Genomic DNA, 18,369 nt, shown 5'->3' on the forward strand with positions numbered 1-18,369 from the left:
TGTGGCTGAAGCCGCGCACTCGCTCCAAGGCGACTGAAGTCGCTAATCGGCTAGACCCCAGCCTTAAAAGGACGGGGCTTGCGCCTCGTTTTTCGGTCATTTTCAGTGTAACCTCCGACTCGGAAAAAAAGTCCGCCTTTTGACCCCCCGATCGCCTGGAGGATCAGATTAGGCTTTGAAGAACTGAGTTTGACGCCGTTCGATCGTCGGTTGTCAGTTGCAGTTTTTTTGCAGTTTTGGGCATTGAAACTGGTTTTTTAAATCTCCATATTTCCTTCAAACCGTTTGGGAGACTCGGAACGGTGAGTAAAAGAAGAGCAAGAAGACTTTCGTTATCTATCGCGATGAAGTCAGAAGACATACACAGCAAGCTCGATCGCGATTCATATTTTACGTCAAGTAAAGGTGGATTTACTGACAAGACTATTTTTGATTGGTGATTCGGGAGCAATGCTGCTACTTTGAGGGTTTGGCCGACTGACTTTGGCGCAATCCGGCGGCTTCGACGAGTAGTGATTCGGCAAAGGCGATCGCCTCATGGGCCGATCGACCGCTGGCGAGTTGGGCGAGCTCTTCCCGGCGCTGCTGGCTGTTGAGGACTGCAACTCTGACTACAGTTCGTTCGCCCGGTTCGGAGTTGGCTGCTTCGCCGATACTTGATTCTGCTGCGATCGTCTGTTTGTTGACGCGAAAATGACAATCAGCCATCGCGGCGATTAGCGGCTGGTGGGTGACGCACAAAACTTGGTGTTTGTCGGAGAGTTGATAGAGCTTTTTGGCGATCGCACCGGCGACTCTCCCGGAGACTCCGGCATCGATTTCGTCAAAAATTAGGGTTCCGGCGCTTTCAATTTGGGAAAAACAGGCTTTGATGGCGAGTAGAAAGCGGCTCATTTCTCCCCCGGAGGCGATCGCCCCTAAAGGTTGCAGCGGTTCCCCCGGGTTGGGGCTGAAACAAAAGGCAATTTGGTCAGCACCGGTGGCGGTTGGGCTACAGGGCGAGATCTCGACTTGAAATTGGACTTTTTCCATAGCTAAGGGCTTAAGTTCTCCCACGAGGTGGGTTTCGAGTTTCAGGGCTGCGGAGCGCCGCAGGATGGTGAGGTGGCTGCAAGCGTCTTTTAATTGCTCTAGAGCAGTCTGATATGCGAGTTCTAAGGCTTCCATTGACTCGCCTCCTTCTAAAAGTTCGTTTAGTTCGTTTTGGATGCTGTGGTAGTAGGCGATCGCTTCTGAGAGCTGCCCGTATTTGCGGCAAATTTGTTTGAGTTCGCGAATCCGATCTTCTACTTCTTCGAGTCTTTCGGGATCTGCTTCTAATTGTTCGCCGTAGCTGCTAATTTGGCTGCTGGCTTCTGTGGCTTGAGCTAGGGCGTCGCTGACCATTTCTAAAATTGGTTGCAACTGGACATCGTAGACTACCATGTCGTTTAAAATTTCCTCGGCTTTGCTCAACAAGTCGGCGGCTGAGGCGCTATCGCCGTCGTTTTGGTAAAGGGCCTGGTGAACTCGGTAACTCTGCTGCTGCAATTCGACGACGTGGCCGAGGCGGATTGATTCTTGTTCTAGCTGTTCGAGTTCCCCGCCGTCTTCGATGTGGGCTTCGCTAAGTTCTCGGACTTGGTATTCTAATAAATCCAGTCTTTGCAGCCGCTGTTGTTCCGACTGACGCCTGCGGTTGAGGGCTGTTTTGGCGCTGGCAGCCCCCAGCCACGCGGTGCTGGTTGTCGATCGCGCTTGAGTGAGTTTTTTACCACCGTACAAATCCAGCCATTCTCGCTGGAGAGTTTCTTGGCCGAGGTGGACGGTTTGGCCTTGGGCCGTAATTTCCACAAGCCGATCGCGCAGTTGCTCCATTAACTGGCGGTTGACGAGAATTCCGTTCAAACGCGATCGACTCCGCAAAGCACCGCTAGATACGTTAATTTCCCGGCTGCAAACGGCTAAATTGCCATCTATGGGTTCGATTTCTTGCTCGAAGAGCCACTTGGCGGCGGATGAGTCTAATTCAAAGGTAGCTTCCAATATTGCCCGCGTTGCTCCGGTGCGAATCGATCGGCGATCGACTTTCCCGCCCAAAACTACATCGATCGCATCTAAGATAATCGATTTTCCAGCCCCGGTTTCCCCTGTAAATACGTTCAAACTCGGGCCAAAGTCTAGATCCAGGCGGTCAATTAGGGCAAAGTTTTCTATTCTGAGGGATAGTAACATGGGGAATTGGGAATGGGGAATTGGGAATGGGGAATGGGGCATAGGGAATGGGGAATGGGGCATTGGGAATGGGGCCCGCGCAGGGCATTGACTCCTCCCCTATCGGGCGCGTCGAATTTCCCGAGTCTTCTTTTGATTTTCAACTACAATACTTGTAATTTTGCCATTATCGATCGAGTCTCAACATCAATGCAAAGTAAATTACTGCTGCCCGTTGCTCTCTTAAGCTTTGTCCTGATTGGAGCTTTTGGCTGGAAGCTTCACCAAGACAAGGAGCGAGTCTATCAATTAACACTGGCCACGGGAACAAAAACTGGGAATTATTACCCTTTCGGACAGGCACTTGCTGATGTCGTCGTGAAACACAATCCGCGCATCCGCATTCAAGTTATTGAAACTCAAGGTGCTGAGGAAAATATGCGGAAGCTTGAGTCGAATGAGGCTCAGTTAGCGATCGTACAAAACGATACGGCTGCGGTACCTTCTGCTCGGGTAATAGCTTCGTTGTTTAAGGAAGTTTTTCATTTAATTGTTTCCGAACAGTCGGGGATTAAAAGTATTTCGGATTTAAAAGGCAAACATATTGCACTGATGGCAAGAGGCAGTGGTTCTTACAGTTCTTTTTGGTTGATGAGCGAACATTATGGTTTAAAAGAAACCGATTTTATGTTTACTCCAAATTCTTGGACAGAGGCTAGTAAATTATTTAGTAATGGGGAGGTTGATGCTATTTTCAGGGTACTGCCTCCCGGCAGCGATCTGGTTAGAAACTTGCTGCAAAATACGCAGGGAAAGCTAGTACAGATCGACCAAGGATCTGCCATGAAAATAAAGTTGCCTTATTTGGAAGCCGATATGATTCCTAAGGGTACTTACAAAGCCGATCCGGCTGTTCCCGATGCAGATTTGGCGACCGTGGGAGTGCAGGCTACTCTGTTGGCCCGGAAGGATGTCGATCCGGAGATCGTGCGGGAAATTACGCGGATTGTGTTCGAGTACCGCCGCAATTTGGTAGCTGCTAATTCGCTGGCGGCAATGATTAGTCAGCCTGGAGGAAATGGGGGTTTGGCTTTGCCCCTACATGAGGGCGCTCAGGCTTATTACGATCGCGAAAAGCCGGATTTTTGGGCTGCTAATTCCGATCTTATGGCTTTATATTTATCTATCGGAACGCTTTTCGCCTCTTGGGTTTGGCAGTTGCGCTCGCGCTTTGTAGAAAAACAAAAAAATCAAGCCGATCAGTTTAATTTGGCGATTTTAAGTTTGATTCAAAAAATTCGTCAAGCGAAAACTTCGCATGAAATTCATTTCTTGCAAGAAGAGTTATTTGAGATTTTTAACCAGGTGATTGTAGATTTGGACGAAGATCGGATTGATTCTGATTCTTTTCAATCTTTTACTTTTACTTGGGAAACTGCTATAAGAATTGCGCGCGAGCGAGAAAAGATGTTGCGGGAGTTGCGTCTGGCTTCGGATAGTGTGTGATTGATTGTGATAGACATATAGCCTTTACCAAAAAGATGAGGTATGTTGTTGGGATGCGAGCCCCAAGAGCGCTTGCATCGCAACTACGTACCAAGAAAGGTATGTTGTTGGGATGCGAGCCCCAAGAGCGCTTGCATTCGCAACTACGTACCAAGAAAGGTATGTTGTTGGGATGCGAGCCCTCTTAAAATTTGTTAGATAGCAAGTTATATCAATTTCGGTTGTACTGTCAGGTGATGTTGAATGTTAACTGTTGACTGCTAATTGTTTACGTTTTAAAGAATACCGATGCAACCGGAAACGATATAATGTATCAATCAACAACATGATGAGTTTCGTGCAGGGCTTTGTGATAGAATTTTCAGTGATGATTGAGAATTGCCTTTCCTGATGCACTGTAGCGCTGTTTGTCAGGTGCGTCGCTGTAAGATTATCGATATTTCTTTGGGAATTTTCGAGGGCGACGCACCCTACGACTGTTCCATCGCAATTATTTAAGCACGCTCCATCTAACGCACCCTACAATAATTTAGGTGAGACAAAACCTAGGTGTTTCCAAGCAGCGGCTGTGGCAATTCTACCCCGACTTGTTCGCTGCAAAAATCCGATTTGCATTAAATAAGGTTCGTACACATCCTCAATTGTTTGAGTGTCTTCTCCTGTAGAAGCTGCGAGGGTTTCTAAACCCACGGGGCCGCCGTTAAAGTTTTCGATCATTGCTGTCAAAAGAGACCGATCTGTCCAATCCAAACCTAGCGGATCGACGTTGAACAATTCGAGGGCGACGGAGGCAACTTCGGCGTTGATTGGCTTTAAATTTTTGACTTCGCTGTAGTCTCTGACTCGGCGCAGCAAACGGTTGGCAATCCGGGGTGTTCCGCGAGCGCGGCGGGCAATTTCTTCGGCTCCTTCTGGGGTAATTTTAGTGTCGAGAACTTGGGCGGTTCTTTGGACAATTAGACTAAGTTCGTCTATTTCGTAATATCGCAGTCTTTGGATCAAGCCGAAGCGATCGCGCAATGGAGATGTCAGTGACCCAACTTTGGTGGTGGCGCCTACTAAGGTAAAGGGTTTCAGCGGAATGCTGCGGATTTTGGCGCTTTTTCCTTGACCGATCGTAATATCTAAGCGGCAGTCTTCCATCGCCGGATACAGGATTTCTTCTGTAACTTTCGATAATCGGTGAATTTCGTCGATAAACAGCACGTCGCCTGCTTTCAGGTTGATTAGCAATCCGACAATATCTCGCGGTTTTTCTAGGGCTGGGGCTGTGGTGATTTTGCATTCTACTTCCATTTCTGCGGCTAGAATTAGCGACATTGTGGTTTTGCCCAATCCCGGCGGGCCGTAGAGTAACAGGTGATCCATCGGTTCGCCGCGGGATTTGGCTGCTGCAATTGCGATCGCCAAAACTTCTCTCAAGTCTTTTTGCCCGATATATTCAGCTAACCGCTGGGGCCGGATTTTGTCTTCTTGTTTGCTGTTGATTTCGTCGGGTAGTTCTTGCGATTCTAGTAGCGATTCCGTCTCGGGTTTGGCGGCTTTTTTCCGGGGTGCCGGGGCTATGTCTTCGGGTAGATTTGGGTCGGGTGGTTGTTGTTTGGAGGAGATAATTGCCATAGTTATTTGCGATCGGGCAATGGGAATTGTTTACAATTGTGAGCGGAATCATTACCAGTATTGAGTTCGCTATGAGTATTCCATCTTCTTTATTAGCGTCGGAAAGCATAACTTTTGAGGGGGCGATCGAGCTGACTCAATCTTTATTGCCCCAAATTGAGGGTTCACGACTTTCAGAGGCCCAGATCGAGCAAGCAGTGGCCTCTCTGGTGAAAACTAAGAACGGTGCTCGGGGTTTTTTTGTTACTTATCTGACGGACGAGGGACAGGTGGCAGACCGGCCTTCACCCGGAGTTATCGAGGCGCTGCGATCGGCTCCTGAGATCGTAGCAGAACTGCTGGTGAAAAATTTAGCGATGTCGTCGGCGATGGTTGTGTATCATTCGCGCCATCAAAGCGAGGAAAGAGCCGCGGGTTCTGCTAGAGTGCAGGGGCGATCGCACAATTTGATTCAAATCCTGCAAATGCCCGCCTGTAAAGCTGTAGCGTCCGAAATGCTGGAAAGTTTGCAGAATGCTAGCGGCGAGTACGAGGAATTTTTTGAACGGTGGGGCTACGACGACGAGCAAAAACTGGCGATACGTTCAGCAGTGAGTCAGGCGATCGGGTAAAGTAGACCTCTAGCAAAAATAGCTAGGATGGGCTACAGTCCCGCTCAAAAAATTGATTAAAAGGACTTTTGCAATTTTGTCTCTTATTTTCTTCAGTCTGCGGAGGCAGACTTCGTTTGTCTAGACGCGGTTTCAACCGCCGAGTCCGATCTTTGCCAGCAGATGCTTGATCAAAGCGGCGGGGCTGTGGAATAATTGCGGTTTAGCAAAAGCTGCACAATCGTAGCTGGAGTTGATTTAGGTGTGAAGGTTAGTGAACGAGGGCGAAAAAATTGCTGAGAACGGTGAAAGGAGTTGCCCAAAAAGCCCGATCGGCTCGCGGCAGGATGCCCGCAAGCAGCCAACGGTGGACGAAGCTGCATCTACTGACAACATTGGTGCGCCGGGACTTGGAAGCTCAATACAAAGGTTCGATTCTGGGCAATTTGTGGCCGCTGCTGAATCAGCTATCGCAATTGGTGATTTACACTTATGTATTCTCGATCGTCCTCAAGGTCAAGCTCCAACTTGCAGGGTTCCCCGAAAACAGTGACATTACCTTTGGAGTCTGGCTGTTTGCAGGTTTATTGCCTTGGAGTGCCTTCACCAGCGGTTTGATTAAATCGGGAGTATCCGTGGTTGGGCAGCCAAATTTAGTCAAAAAAGTGGTATTTCCCCTCGGTTTGCTGCCGCTAGTGCCGATTTTGACCGCTTTTATTGAAAGTTCTCTCGGTTTAGCAGCTTTGATTCTGATCGTAGCAGTGTCCACGCAAAAGCTCAACGCTACTTTATGCTTGCTGCCACTGGTTTGGGCGCCTCAGTTGCTGCTAACAGCGGGCTTGGGATATTTGACAGCGGGCTTGACAGTGTTTTTGCGAGACATTCCTCAGACATTAGGTGTTATTCTAAATTTTTGGTTTTATTTGACGCCGATCGTCTATCCAGCATCAATCATCCCCGAAGAATGGCGAGCGTGGATATTTTGGCTCAATCCAATGGCCGCCATCTCCGAGATTTACCGAGATCTGATACTGCTTGGAGAAGTCAAGCATTGGGGTGAATGGGGTGTCGCCACCCTGATTTCTGCTGCTATATTTTGTGCAGGTTTTGCAGTTTACCGCCGTTTGCGCCCCGCTTTTGCTGACGTGCTTTGACAGTTGACAGTTGACAGTTGACAGTTGACAGTTGAGGGCGACCTCTACCTGGAAGTCCGAGGATTCGAGTAATGAATCGTCTTTTTTTGATTTCTCCCTACAAGGGTTCCGGCTTTAAACCAATTTCTCCTGGTAAACTTATTTGAGATCGCAAGTCAATCTAAAATCTAAAATTCCAATAAAGGTTTGTAGTGAGGACTCGCATTCCTCATAAAAATCTGAGGACTAAAGTCCTCACTACAAACCTATTTTTAGTGAGATCGGACATAATATCAATCTAAAATCTAAAATCTAAAATCTAAAATCGGATGACAGAAAATGTAATTTCACTAAAAAATGTTTCTAAATGCTTTAAGCGATACGATCGTCCAGGAGACCGCTTAAAAGAAATTATTTACCCCAGCAAAAAACTCGCTGACGAATTTTGGGCTCTCCACGACATCAATCTGGAAATTCCTCAAGGACAAACTCTAGGAATTGTCGGCCGCAACGGTTCGGGAAAAAGCACTCTTTTGCAAATAATTGTGGGGACGCTGACGCCCACCACCGGCAGCGTGGATGTGAAAGGACGAATTTCCGCTTTGTTGGAACTTGGAAGCGGATTTAACCCGGAATTTACCGGGCGGCAAAATGTATTCTTCAACGCTCAAATACTGGGATTCAGTCAAAAAGAAACTGAAGCAAAGTTTGACGAAATAGCTGCTTTTGCTGATATTGGAGATTTCATCGAACAGCCAGTCAAAACTTATTCCAGCGGTATGTTTGTCAGGCTGGCTTTTGCTGTTGCGACTAGCGTCGAACCGGATATTTTGGTGGTTGACGAAGCACTTTCGGTAGGCGACGAAGCTTTTCAGCGCAAGTGTTTTGCCCGCTTGCAAAGCATTCAAGAAGGTGGCGGCACGATTTTATTTGTCTCTCACGCTGCTACTTCGGTGGTGCAACTTTGTACGTCAGCAATTTTAATGGATAGCGGAGAATTGCTGCTCGCTCACACGCCGAAGGTGGTAATTTCTAAGTATCAAAAGTTGATCTATGCAGATCCAGATAAAGTATTGGGGCTGAAGTCAGATATTCGATCGCTAAATCAACTCACAAAGCAAGAAAGTGACAACAATCTTCAGGATGCTAATTTAGAAAGCACAAAGACGGAGGTGAAACCCGAGCAATATCACTCGAAATCCCAGGAACATTATGATGAATTTTACGATCCGGGGATGATACCGTCGAATACGGTGAGGTATCCGTCTCGCGGAGCGGAAATTATCAACCCCCACATCGAGACTCGGTCGGGAACTGTGGTAAATCACTTGATTGGTCGTCAAGATTATGTTTACACTTACTCTGTCACTTTCTCGCGGTCAACTTCCAAGGTGAGGTTTGGAATGTTGATTAAAACGATTAGCGGTTTTGAGTTAGCTGGTGCTTCTTTAAAGGCTTCCAGTCAGTCCGTTAGGTATGTGGAAGCGGGAACGACAATTGTCGTGAAGTTTCAGTTTAAATGTTTGCTAAATCCTGGGGTTTATTTTTTGAATGCGGGGGTTGTGGGAACGGTAGATGAGGATTTAACTTATCTGGATCGCTGCGTTGATGTGGCGATGTTTAGAGTTCAGTCTTGTACTGAGTCCTGCGGTAACGGCATCGTTGACTTGCTGATCGAACCGTGTTTAACTGTTGTTAATTCTGATTCTCTGGTGAAAAAGGCGTCAACCGAAGTCATCTAAAATTCTGTGAAAACAATGAGCGAGAGCAATTTAGATTTAGTCCAAAATCCGGTAATCGAAGCATTTATTCGAGAGCAAACTAAGTTTCCCGAAGATTTTAAACTAAATATCTGCGAAAACGATGAAATGTATTTGTTTGCGTTGAGCAATGTCAAGGACGATCGCGATCGGGCTTTGGTGCGCTATTATTCGCTGGGGCGCCGCATCTTGGATACTGTTAAACAGGTTGTGGATTGGCATTTTGGCAGTTTTGAGAATGTACCGTCTTTTCTAGATTTTGCCTGCGGTTACGGTAGATTTACACGGTTTTTGATTCAGGAAATACCGCCGGAACAAGTTTGGGTTTCTGATATTTATGCTAATGCGGTTAAGTTTCAAACTGAATACTTCGGCGTTAGCGGTATTGTTTCGACTGGAAAACCAGAAAATTATTTAATCGATCGCAAATTTGACTGCATTCTGGCTAATTCTTTTTTCAGCCATATGCCGGAAAGAACTTTTACAAGTTGGTTGCAAAATTTGTACGATTTGTTGACTCCTAACGGTATTTTGATGTTCAGCGTTCACGATGAGTGTTTGCGAGCTCCTAATGTAGAAATGCCTGCTAATGGTATTTTGTTCAGCGCCCTCAGCGAAAGTCAGTCTTTAGATAAGGAGGAATACGGCACAACTTATGTAACTGAAAAGTTTGTCAGAGAAGTTGTCGATAAAGTTAGCGCAGGTAAGGCTTTTGTTCACCGCATCGAAAAAGGTATATGCAGGTTTCAGGATTTGTATGTTGTCACAAATCAACTATCTAGAGATTTTTCGGAGTTGAAATTCAATCAGCACCCGGAAGGATATGTTGATGTTGCTGCTTTTACAAATAAGGAGAATTTGTATCTGGAAGGATGGGCGGCAGATCTGAATGGCGGCGGTAAAATTGAGGATTTGCAAGTGCTGGTAAACGGTGAGTTTGTGCAGAGGTGCGAGCCTTTTTACGATCGCCCGGATGTGGCCGGACACTTTGAAACTGATGTGGCTTTGCAGTCGGGTTGGAACTGTTATTTACCGAAAAACTCTGTGGCGCCGCAGGATGTGTTAACCGTTAAAGCAATCAATAACTACGGTTTGACATGGATTTTGGAAACTTGCACTGTGCAATCGCTGGTAAGGCAAAAGCAATCGCGGTCTTTGTTGGGGTCTACTCAACTCAAACTTCAATTGGTTGAAACTCAGCTAGCTGGGGCTAAGATAGAATGGGAGCAAAGTCAAAGTAAGTTAATGATTACTGAAACTCAGTTAGAAGAATCTCATACTAAGTTGGAAGAAACTCAAAATCAATTAATTTCAGTTCACTCGCAGTTGGAACAAACTCAAAGTCAGTTAGTGTCTCTGCAAATGCAGTTGGAGAAGACTGAAAATCAGTTGATGAATGTCAAGCAAGAACTAGAGAAATCGCAATGTCGAGTTGTGGCGATGGAAAGTAGCAAGTTCTGGAAGCTGAGAAGCACGTGGTTTCAAGTCAGGCGAGCGCTCGGTTTAGCGGGAGAATAAGACAAGACCATTTTAGATTTTGGATTTTGGATTTTGGATTTTAGATTGTGGATTGGAGATTGGAGATTGGGAGAGATGAGGGACTAAGTGTTGGGATATTACCTATAAGTTGCATTTTGGGCTAAATCGTGTAGCGAGTAAAAATGGTGTGGGAATTAGGGCGAGGGAGAGAAATTGTGAATATGAATGACAGCAAACCGTCGGTTTTTATTGTTACTGGAATGCACCGTTCCGGTACATCTTTAACGGCTTCTTTGTTTCAGAAAGTCGGAGTTGATATTGGCAAACAGTTGGTGGGCCCGGCGGTGGGAAATGTGAAAGGTCATTTCGAGAATGTTGATTTTGTTGAGTTTCACAAGAGTGTTTTACGATCGCACGGCATAGATGAACTCGGCTGTACGTTTGAACAAACGATTTCGGTAGCAGCGGAATATGTGGAAATTGCCAAACGGGCGATCGACCAAAACCAACAAACTCACAACCATTGGGGCTGGAAAGACCCGCGAACCGCCCTGTTTTGGGATTTTTGGCTAAATTTGCTACCGCAAGCCAATTTCATCTGCGTTTATCGATCGCCCTGGGAAGTCGTCGATTCGCTGTACCGCCGGGGAACCGATGTCAGCTTGCTGCAAAACCCCGAAATGGCAGTAAAAATGTGGATTCACTACAACCAAAAAGTCTTAGAATTGTCCGAACGTTTTCCCGATCGCTGTCTGTTGGCCAACGTTTACCCGATCGGCAACACTCCGGAATTTTTTATCGATCGAGTCAACGACAAATTTAACGTTAATTTAGGGGCGATACCTGCCGACAATTTTGAAGAATCTTTATTAGTCAACGATATTGTCAAAAGTCACAGACCAAGTTTAATAGAACAATATTTTCCCGAAGCCTTAGAACTATATCAAGTTTTGGAAACCCAAGCTGGCAATCTGGGCAGCGAATCGAATTCTGCCAGCGATAAAATTATTCATTTTCCAGCATCTTCTGTCGGGCCTTTTGAAGATTGGCTAAAAATCCGCTTGCTGGAAAAACAGCAAAAAACCAGCAATTCCGAAATCAAACAGTGGCAAGAAGAATTTCACCAAGCCCAGGCGAAAGTGTTGGGATTGGAGGCAGAATTAGGAGAAACTCAAGTACAACTTGCAGGCAAAGAATCAAATTTTCAAGAAGCTTTAGCAAAACTGCTCGGATTAGAAACAGAATTAGGACAAACTCAGGCACAGCTTGCCGGTCAAGAATCGCAATTTCAAGAAGCTTTAGCAAAAGTCCTGAAGTTAGAAACAGAATTAGGACAAACTCAGGTACAACTTGCAGGCAAAGAATCACAATTTCAAACAGCTTTAGCAAAAGTCTTGGAATTAGAAGCAGAATTAGGACAAACTCAGGTACAGCTTGCCGGCAAAGAATCGCAATTTCAAACAGCTTTAGCAAAAGTCTTGGAATTAGAAGCAGAATTAGGGAAGAGTCAGGTAAAATACGAAGAAAAAGAATTCAAATTGGAGCAAAAGTTAGCTGAGTTACTGTGGTTGGAAACAATACAGAGTCAAACTCAGGAAAAATTAAATGAAAGTCGGGAAGACTTAGAAAAATCGCGCCAGGAAACAGAAAGAGTGCGGGCAGAAATTGAGGCAATCAAGTCTTCTGACTGGTGGCAAATCCGAGAAAATTTGTGGGGTTTTAGGCGCCGAATCCGTGACCTCTTCCCGAAATATATTTTTTCGTTAGACCAACCCACTACTTGGCAAATTAGCGATTCTAATTTACTAATCGTGGGCTGGGTATTTAACACAAAAATTGAGATTAAAGCAGTGCGCGCCCGAATTGATGACAAAATATTTTCGGGCGTTTACGGCATAGAAAGAAGCGATATAGCGATAGCACATTCTAATATTCCGGCTGCGAGGAAAGCGGGTTTTACTATTGAATTGCAAGCGCCTGCCGGACGGCACGAAGTGGTACTAGAAGCCCAAGAAGCAGGCGGAAATTGGCATCTCTTGGCAACTTATCCGCTGTTGGTTTCAACAATTCAAGCATCGTTAGATGTACCCGTAGTGTGGGAACAGCGTCAGGGTCAAATTTTGTTCGCAGGTTGGTGCTGTCACCACGATCGCAAAATTGCTAAATTAAGCTTTGTGTGCGGAGATATTTCTGTAGAATGCGCCTACGGTTTGCGGAGAAAAGATGTCGGCGAAGTGTTTCCCGACTGGGTTAACAGTTCGGAAAGCGGCTTTGAGGCACTTGTCGATTTGCCGCCAGGGGAATGGCAAGTTTCGCTGCAAGCTGAGTTAGATACCGAGGAAATTTTGTATTTTCAAGCGCCACAAATATTGACTGTGCGGCGCTACCATATTTGGCAGCGAAGTGCTGATAAATTTGAGGAGTTTTCGAGTTTTGTAGAGGCAATCCGGCAGCGGGCTAGGGAGAGAAAACAGCGTCTGGGCAGAATTGTGCCGATGCCTTGGGAAATTGTCAAGGTGATGCGCCAGTTGGGGAAGATTTACCAACAGCAAAAACAGTTGACTGCGCCGGGGGATTTGCTACCGCCTGCGGGTTTTGTGGTGCCGAAACCGATTGATAGGTATGACGCTTGGTTGGAGGTGAATCAGTGGAATAGTCGATCGCGCGATTACTTGATTTCTCGGTTAAAATCCTGTGGGGAAGCGCTGCCCAAGATTTCGGTGGTCATGCCAGTGTACAATCCGCAGATAGATTTTCTCGAAAGTGCGATCGACAGTGTAATCAATCAAGTCTATCAAAACTGGGAACTCTGCATCGCTGACGACTATAGTACCGACGCCACGGTTGCTGACACCTTGAAAAATTGGGCCGAAAAGGACGATCGTATCTGCATACAATTTCGCACAGAAAACGGCAACATCAGCGCCGCAACTAACAGCGCAGCCGCCCTCGCCACAGGCGACATCATCCTATTTTTAGACAACGACGACGAACTAACTCCCGACGCCCTAGGCGAAGTAGCGCTATATTTTGCCACCCATCCAACCACCGATTTTCTCTACTCAGACGACGACAAAATCGACACCAAAGGTCGCCGTTTCGCCCCACAATTCAAACCGCAATGGTCGCCAGAACTGCTGCTTTCCTATATGTATCTCGGTCATTTGTGCGCCGTCAGAAAACAGATTTTTGAAGAAATAGGTGGCTTGCGCCTCGGTTTTGAAGGCTCGCAAGATTACGATTTTGCCTTAAGAGCAACCGAAATTTGTCGCCACGTCGCGCACCTGCCTCTAGTGCTGTATCATTGGCGAACTGCACCCGGTTCTACAGCCATATCTGGGGCCGCAAAACCCGCCAGTTTTGGCGCAGGTCAAAAAGCAATCCAAGATGCACTAAACCGCCGACAAATTAATGGCAATGTCGCTCAGCACGCCTGGGCTACCAAAGAAAATTTGGGCATCTTTGCCCAAGATTTCCCGGATGACGGCCCGTCAGTAACGGTAATTATTCCTACTAAAAATCAGGTGAAATTGCTGAAAGCCTGTCTAGATTCTCTGGAAACTACAACCTACAAAAACTTTCAAATTGCTGTCATAGATAATGAAAGCGACGATCCGAAAACTCTAGAATATTTAAAGCAATTAACTTGCCAAGTTTTGCGAATCAAAAATCCTGGTGGCAAGTTTAGTTTTGCAGCAATCAACAACCGCGCCGTCGAGAAAGTTGACAGCGAATATGTATTGTTTTTGAACAACGATACTGAAGCAATCAACCCGCGCTGGCTGAGTCAAATGGTGGGATACGCTCAAATTCGCGGCGTTGGTGCAGTCGGCGCGCGACTGTTATATCCCGACGGTAGAATTCAGCACGCGGGAGTAATTCACGGCCTCCATCACGGTTTGGCCGGTCACGCTTTTAAGCTGATGGATAAGGAGAATCGAGGCTATCTTTCTCAAGCGATGGTAACGCGAAATTACTCGGCAGTAACTGCTGCTTGCACGATTACTCCCCGTCAATTGTTCTTAGAATTGGGCGGCTTTGATGAGGATGATTTTGCTGTTGCTTACAATGATGTCGATTACGGATATCGATTGTTAGAACGGGGTTATCGGTGCGTGTATTGTCCCGATGCGGAGTTGTTGCACAAGGAGGGAACTTCGAGAGGTTTTACTGACAATCCTCAAGAAGTTGCGGCTTTTCGGCGCAAGTATGCGGGGAAAAATGACAGCTTTTACAGTCCTCATTTGTCTTTAGAAGATGAGTATTTTCATATTCAACCCCGACGGGTTTTTATGAAAGGAGAGGGAAAGAAGAAGGAAGAAGGAAGAGGGAAGAAGGAAGAAGAAAGAGGGAAAAAGGAAGAGGGTTATACATTGGAAGTTTCGGATTCTGGTTTGTTGGTAGCCAATACAAACAATTCTATTCATCCTCTTAAGGTTTTGATGTGCAGCAATTCGCTGGATTTTACGGGGGCACCGCTGCATCAGTACGAAATTGCGGTGAAATTGGCGGCTGAGGGTGTGATTTTGCCGATCGTACTTTGCACGACAGACGGCCCCCTGCGCCAAGCTTACGAACAACAGGGAATTGAAGTCATTGTACGCGACAATCCCCTCGAACACATCTACCAGCGCGATGCTTACGATGAAGCTATCCGGAGTTTTAGTAAGGAAATTGAAAGTTTAAAAGTAGATGCAATTTATGCCAATACTTTAGAAAACTTCTTTGTAGTTGATGCGGCGCGAGAAATCGGAGTTCCGGCGGTGTGGAACGTGCACGAAAGCGAACCTTGGCAAACTTATTTTAACAGGTTTGGCTCGGAGATTGCGGCGAGAGCTTTGGAGTGTTTCCGCTTTCCTTACAAGGTGATTTTTGTGGCGGATGCAACGCGTGACAGGTATTTGCCTCTCAACAGCCACCACAATTTTACAGTGATTCACAACGGCTTAGATTTGAGCAAACTGGAAAATTCCGAGAATTCTGAAGACGCTAGAAACACTTTAGGTGTGGCAGCGGAAGATGTGGTATTGTTGCTGCTGGGAACCGTCTGCGAACGTAAAGGCCAGCAAGATTTAGTTCAAGCACTTTCACTTTTGCCTGAAAAATGGCACAATAAGATTAGGTGTTTCATTGTGGGCGATCGGCCGAGTATTTACAGCAATAAATTAGCCGATATGGTGAACGCATTGCCGGAAGAGTTGCGACAAAGGGTGACAGTAGTCCCGGAAACCGGGGAACCAGGAAAATATTACAAAGCGGCGGATATTTTTGTTTGCACTTCTCGTGTCGAAAGTTTTCCGCGAGTGATTTTGGAAGCGATGGCCTGCGATTTACCAATTATTACATCGCCAGTCTTTGGAATTAAGGAACAAGTGAGGCCGGGAATTAACGGTTTGTTTTATACGCCGGATCGTCCGGATCAATTACTTGCAGCTTTGATTAGTTTGTTGGAGGATAAATCTTTGCGCCAGCAGTTAGCTGGAAATGCTAAATATGTCTTGGATTCACTCAATACTTTTGAGGAGATGACTCAAGCTTATGCAGACATTTTCTGCGAAGCATATTTCAGCAGTCATTAATCATGGGCCAAACAGGTCATTGGCCAAACAGGTCATTGGCCAAACAGGTCATTGGGCAAACAGGGCATTGGTAGAACAGGTAATTGGTAATATCAAATCTGGCTGTACCGGAATTATTAAACCGCAGAGAACACAGAGGACACAGAGGAAGAGAATGGAGAGATGAATCATTCCAATGAAGACCGGATTTGATATAATTGGTAGCACAGGGCAAGGAGAAACGAAGACTTGCGGAACATATTCAAAATCCAGACATCTATACTATAAAATAATCAAAAATGAACGATGAAAAAATGACCGATCGCCCAAGAGTAGATTATGAAACAGCCTGGGACAGTTACGCCCAACAGTGGGAAGAAACTAATCCCGAACTTTCCCATATTGGGGACGAATGGATAGGTAAAGCTGCTGGTGCGGCCAACTCCTTAGCCGAATACGAAGCACTGATAGAACAGGAGTTTGTTGCACCGTACATCAAAAAAGAACATACGGTTTTAGAAATTGGTATCGGTGGCGGAAAAACTGGTTCGCTGTTGCTGAAATATTGCGATCGCCTAATTTGCGCCGATATTTCCAGTCAAATGCTGCAAGCCGCGCGATCGCGCTTGGGAGTCGATCGCGTTTCCTACGTCAAACTCGACGGTTTAACATTAGACGGCATCGCCGAGGGTGCAGCCGATGTCTGCTTTTGCTACGATACCATGGTACACGTAGAAGCCGTAGACATATTCAACTACCTAACTCGCATTCCAAAACTGCTGCGGGGCGATCGCATTTGCGTCTTCCACCACGGCAATATTCTCAGCGAATTAGGGTGGCAAAAATTCGCCGGCGAGTGGGACAAAAACTTGCTGGGACGCAGAGATGGCACTGCATTCTCAATAATGACAGATACAATTATGGAAAAATTTCTCAACCATTTAAACTATGAAATCCTCCTGAAAAATACATCTTCAGTACCGCGAGATTGCGTCTGGATTTGCAAAGCACCATTAAACAGTTGACAGTTGACAGTTGACAGTTGACAGCGATGTTTTTAAAGCAGTCTCACACCTGCTGGAATTATAACTAATCGATCGAACATCATGTAAATCCTGTTCATCTTCCTTCCTTTTTCCTTCTTCCTTCTAAAATGAAAGCATTATTTCTCCACCCCAACTTCCCCGCCCAATACCGCCACATTATCACGGCTTTAGGCGCCAATCCCAAAAATCAAATTGTTTTCGGCACTAAAAACGAGCGTCCAGAATGGGACATTCCCGGAGTTCGCAAAGCAGCATTTACCCCCAGCCGCGAACCCCACGCCCAGACTCACCAATACGTGCGCCCTTTAGAAAGTGCCGTCATCTACGGACAAGCCGTATTTAGAATGGCCGAACAACTCAAAGCTGACGGTTTTGTACCCGATGTGATCTGCGGACATTCAGGTTGGGGGCCGACACTATTTGTCAAAGAAGCTTTTCCAAATACGCCACTTTTGTGTTATTTCGAGTGGTTTTATCACGCCATTGGTTCCGACGCAGATTTCGATCCGGCGGAACCTTTAAGTGTTGACGATATGGCGAGAATTAGAATCAAAAATGCGCCGATTCTGATCGATTTATATTCTTGCGATTGGGGTTTGTCGCCGACTTATTGGCAGCGATCGCAATTTCCGCCAGAATTACAACAAAAATTATCCGTACTCCACGACGGCGTAGACACCGATTATTTTAAACCAGATCCCGGTGCTAAACTAATTTTACCGAACTTAGATTTGTCCGGCGTTGATGAAATTGTCACCTACGTATCGCGGGGAATGGAACCTTACCGTGGTTTTCCAGAGTTCATTGAGTCGATCGCCTACGTGCAAGAACGCCGCCCCAACTGTCACGTTGTAATTGTTGGTTCAGACAGAGTTTGTTACGGCCGTTCTTTACCAAATGGCGAGTCTTACAAAGACCATATGCTCAAAAAAGTGCCGCTAGATATGTCGCGAGTACACTTTGTCGGGCCGCTACCTTACGGACTGTATTTAAAAGTAATTCAAGCATCCGACGTACACGTTTATTTAACCAGACCTTTCGTGCTATCTTGGTCGATGATTGAATCTCTATCGGCAGGATGTTTAGTAATCGGTTCCGATACGGGCCCGGTGAGAGAAGTTATCCGCGATGGAGAAAACGGTTTAATCGTCGATTACTTCTCGCCGAAACAAGTAGCCGATCGCATTGACGAAGTTTTAGACCATCCTACCCGCATGGCAGAAATTCGGGTCAAGGCCCGTCAAACCGCCCTAGAACGCTACAGTTTAGCTAATATGTTACCGCAGCAATTACAACTAATCGAGCAGGTTGCAAGTCGATCGATGCCGCCGACAGTTGGTATGCAGCCAGAACGGGAATTGGCCGCATCTTTTGGAGTGAGAATTTAGTGCGATCGTAAGGTACGCCACAAGCACCCTTAGGTACGTTGTTGGGCTTCAGCCCTCTTTCCTAATATTATAAAGAGCGCTGAAGCGCAACTACGT

10 protein-coding genes are annotated in these 18,369 nt (G+C 46.2%); 8 read left to right on the plus strand and 2 right to left on the minus strand.

What is annotated here, in order from left to right:
• Positions 1–456: 456 nt before the first annotated feature.
• Positions 457–2,214 (minus strand): DNA repair protein RecN, encoded by a 1,758-nt coding sequence (gene recN / locus JGK16_RS10525; RefSeq protein WP_293190494.1) that lies wholly within the window; start codon positions 2,212–2,214, stop codon positions 457–459.
• A gap of 189 nt (positions 2,215–2,403) precedes the next feature.
• On the opposite strand from recN, the gene JGK16_RS10530 reads away from it, so the two are divergent.
• Positions 2,404–3,699, plus strand: a complete 1,296-nt coding sequence (locus JGK16_RS10530) for a TAXI family TRAP transporter solute-binding subunit (protein WP_293203048.1) — start codon at positions 2,404–2,406, stop codon at positions 3,697–3,699.
• Between the two features lie 519 nt (positions 3,700–4,218).
• On the opposite strand, the gene ruvB is transcribed toward JGK16_RS10530, so the two are convergent.
• On the minus strand, positions 4,219–5,319 hold the full coding sequence (ruvB, locus tag JGK16_RS10535) for a Holliday junction branch migration DNA helicase RuvB (RefSeq protein WP_293183310.1): 1,101 nt from the start codon (positions 5,317–5,319) through the stop codon (positions 4,219–4,221).
• Positions 5,320–5,390: 71 nt separating this feature from the next.
• Between ruvB and JGK16_RS10540 the strand changes: the two genes are divergently transcribed.
• The 7 genes from JGK16_RS10540 (at position 5,391) to JGK16_RS10570 (ending at position 18,273) form a co-directional block, all read left to right on the plus strand.
• Positions 5,391–5,930 (plus strand): hypothetical protein, encoded by a 540-nt coding sequence (locus JGK16_RS10540; protein WP_293183312.1) that lies wholly within the window; start codon positions 5,391–5,393, stop codon positions 5,928–5,930.
• 326 nt (positions 5,931–6,256) lie between these two features.
• Positions 6,257–7,063 (plus strand): ABC transporter permease, encoded by an 807-nt coding sequence (locus JGK16_RS10545; RefSeq protein ID WP_293190518.1) that lies wholly within the window; start codon positions 6,257–6,259, stop codon positions 7,061–7,063.
• Positions 7,064–7,371: 308 nt separating this feature from the next.
• A complete protein-coding gene (locus tag JGK16_RS10550) occupies positions 7,372–8,784 on the plus strand; it encodes an ABC transporter ATP-binding protein (RefSeq protein ID WP_293183314.1) in 1,413 nt (470 codons plus the stop codon).
• A 15-nt stretch (positions 8,785–8,799) separates the two neighbouring features.
• Complete coding sequence (locus JGK16_RS10555; RefSeq protein WP_293183316.1) at positions 8,800–10,320, plus strand: class I SAM-dependent methyltransferase; 1,521 nt, start codon at positions 8,800–8,802, stop codon at positions 10,318–10,320.
• 176 nt (positions 10,321–10,496) lie between these two features.
• Positions 10,497–15,860 (plus strand): glycosyltransferase, encoded by a 5,364-nt coding sequence (locus JGK16_RS10560; protein WP_293190519.1) that lies wholly within the window; start codon positions 10,497–10,499, stop codon positions 15,858–15,860.
• A 278-nt stretch (positions 15,861–16,138) separates the two neighbouring features.
• Complete coding sequence (locus tag JGK16_RS10565) at positions 16,139–16,864, plus strand: class I SAM-dependent methyltransferase (RefSeq protein ID WP_293190496.1); 726 nt, start codon at positions 16,139–16,141, stop codon at positions 16,862–16,864.
• A 128-nt stretch (positions 16,865–16,992) separates the two neighbouring features.
• Complete coding sequence (locus JGK16_RS10570) at positions 16,993–18,273, plus strand: glycosyltransferase family 4 protein (protein WP_293183320.1); 1,281 nt, start codon at positions 16,993–16,995, stop codon at positions 18,271–18,273.
• The last annotated feature ends 96 nt before the right edge of the window (positions 18,274–18,369 follow it).

The organism is Microcoleus sp. PH2017_09_SFU_O_A (assembly GCF_020738625.1).
Taxonomy (GTDB): Bacteria; Cyanobacteriota; Cyanobacteriia; order Cyanobacteriales; family Microcoleaceae; genus Microcoleus.

Bases quoted from the DNA above. Each gene is read 5' to 3' on its own strand.
- JGK16_RS10540 (WP_293183312.1), top strand. From the start codon at position 5,391: ATGAGTATTCCATCTTCTTTATTAGCGTCGGAAAGCATAACTTTTGAG.
- recN (WP_293190494.1), bottom strand. From the start codon at position 2,214: ATGTTACTATCCCTCAGAATAGAAAACTTTGCCCTAATTGACCGCCTG.
- ruvB (WP_293183310.1), bottom strand. From the start codon at position 5,319: ATGGCAATTATCTCCTCCAAACAACAACCACCCGACCCAAATCTACCC.
- JGK16_RS10570 (WP_293183320.1), top strand. From the start codon at position 16,993: ATGAAAGCATTATTTCTCCACCCCAACTTCCCCGCCCAATACCGCCAC.
- JGK16_RS10545 (WP_293190518.1), top strand. From the start codon at position 6,257: ATGCCCGCAAGCAGCCAACGGTGGACGAAGCTGCATCTACTGACAACA.
- JGK16_RS10530 (WP_293203048.1), top strand. From the start codon at position 2,404: ATGCAAAGTAAATTACTGCTGCCCGTTGCTCTCTTAAGCTTTGTCCTG.
- JGK16_RS10550 (WP_293183314.1), top strand. From the start codon at position 7,372: ATGACAGAAAATGTAATTTCACTAAAAAATGTTTCTAAATGCTTTAAG.
- JGK16_RS10555 (WP_293183316.1), top strand. From the start codon at position 8,800: ATGAGCGAGAGCAATTTAGATTTAGTCCAAAATCCGGTAATCGAAGCA.
- JGK16_RS10565 (WP_293190496.1), top strand. From the start codon at position 16,139: ATGAACGATGAAAAAATGACCGATCGCCCAAGAGTAGATTATGAAACA.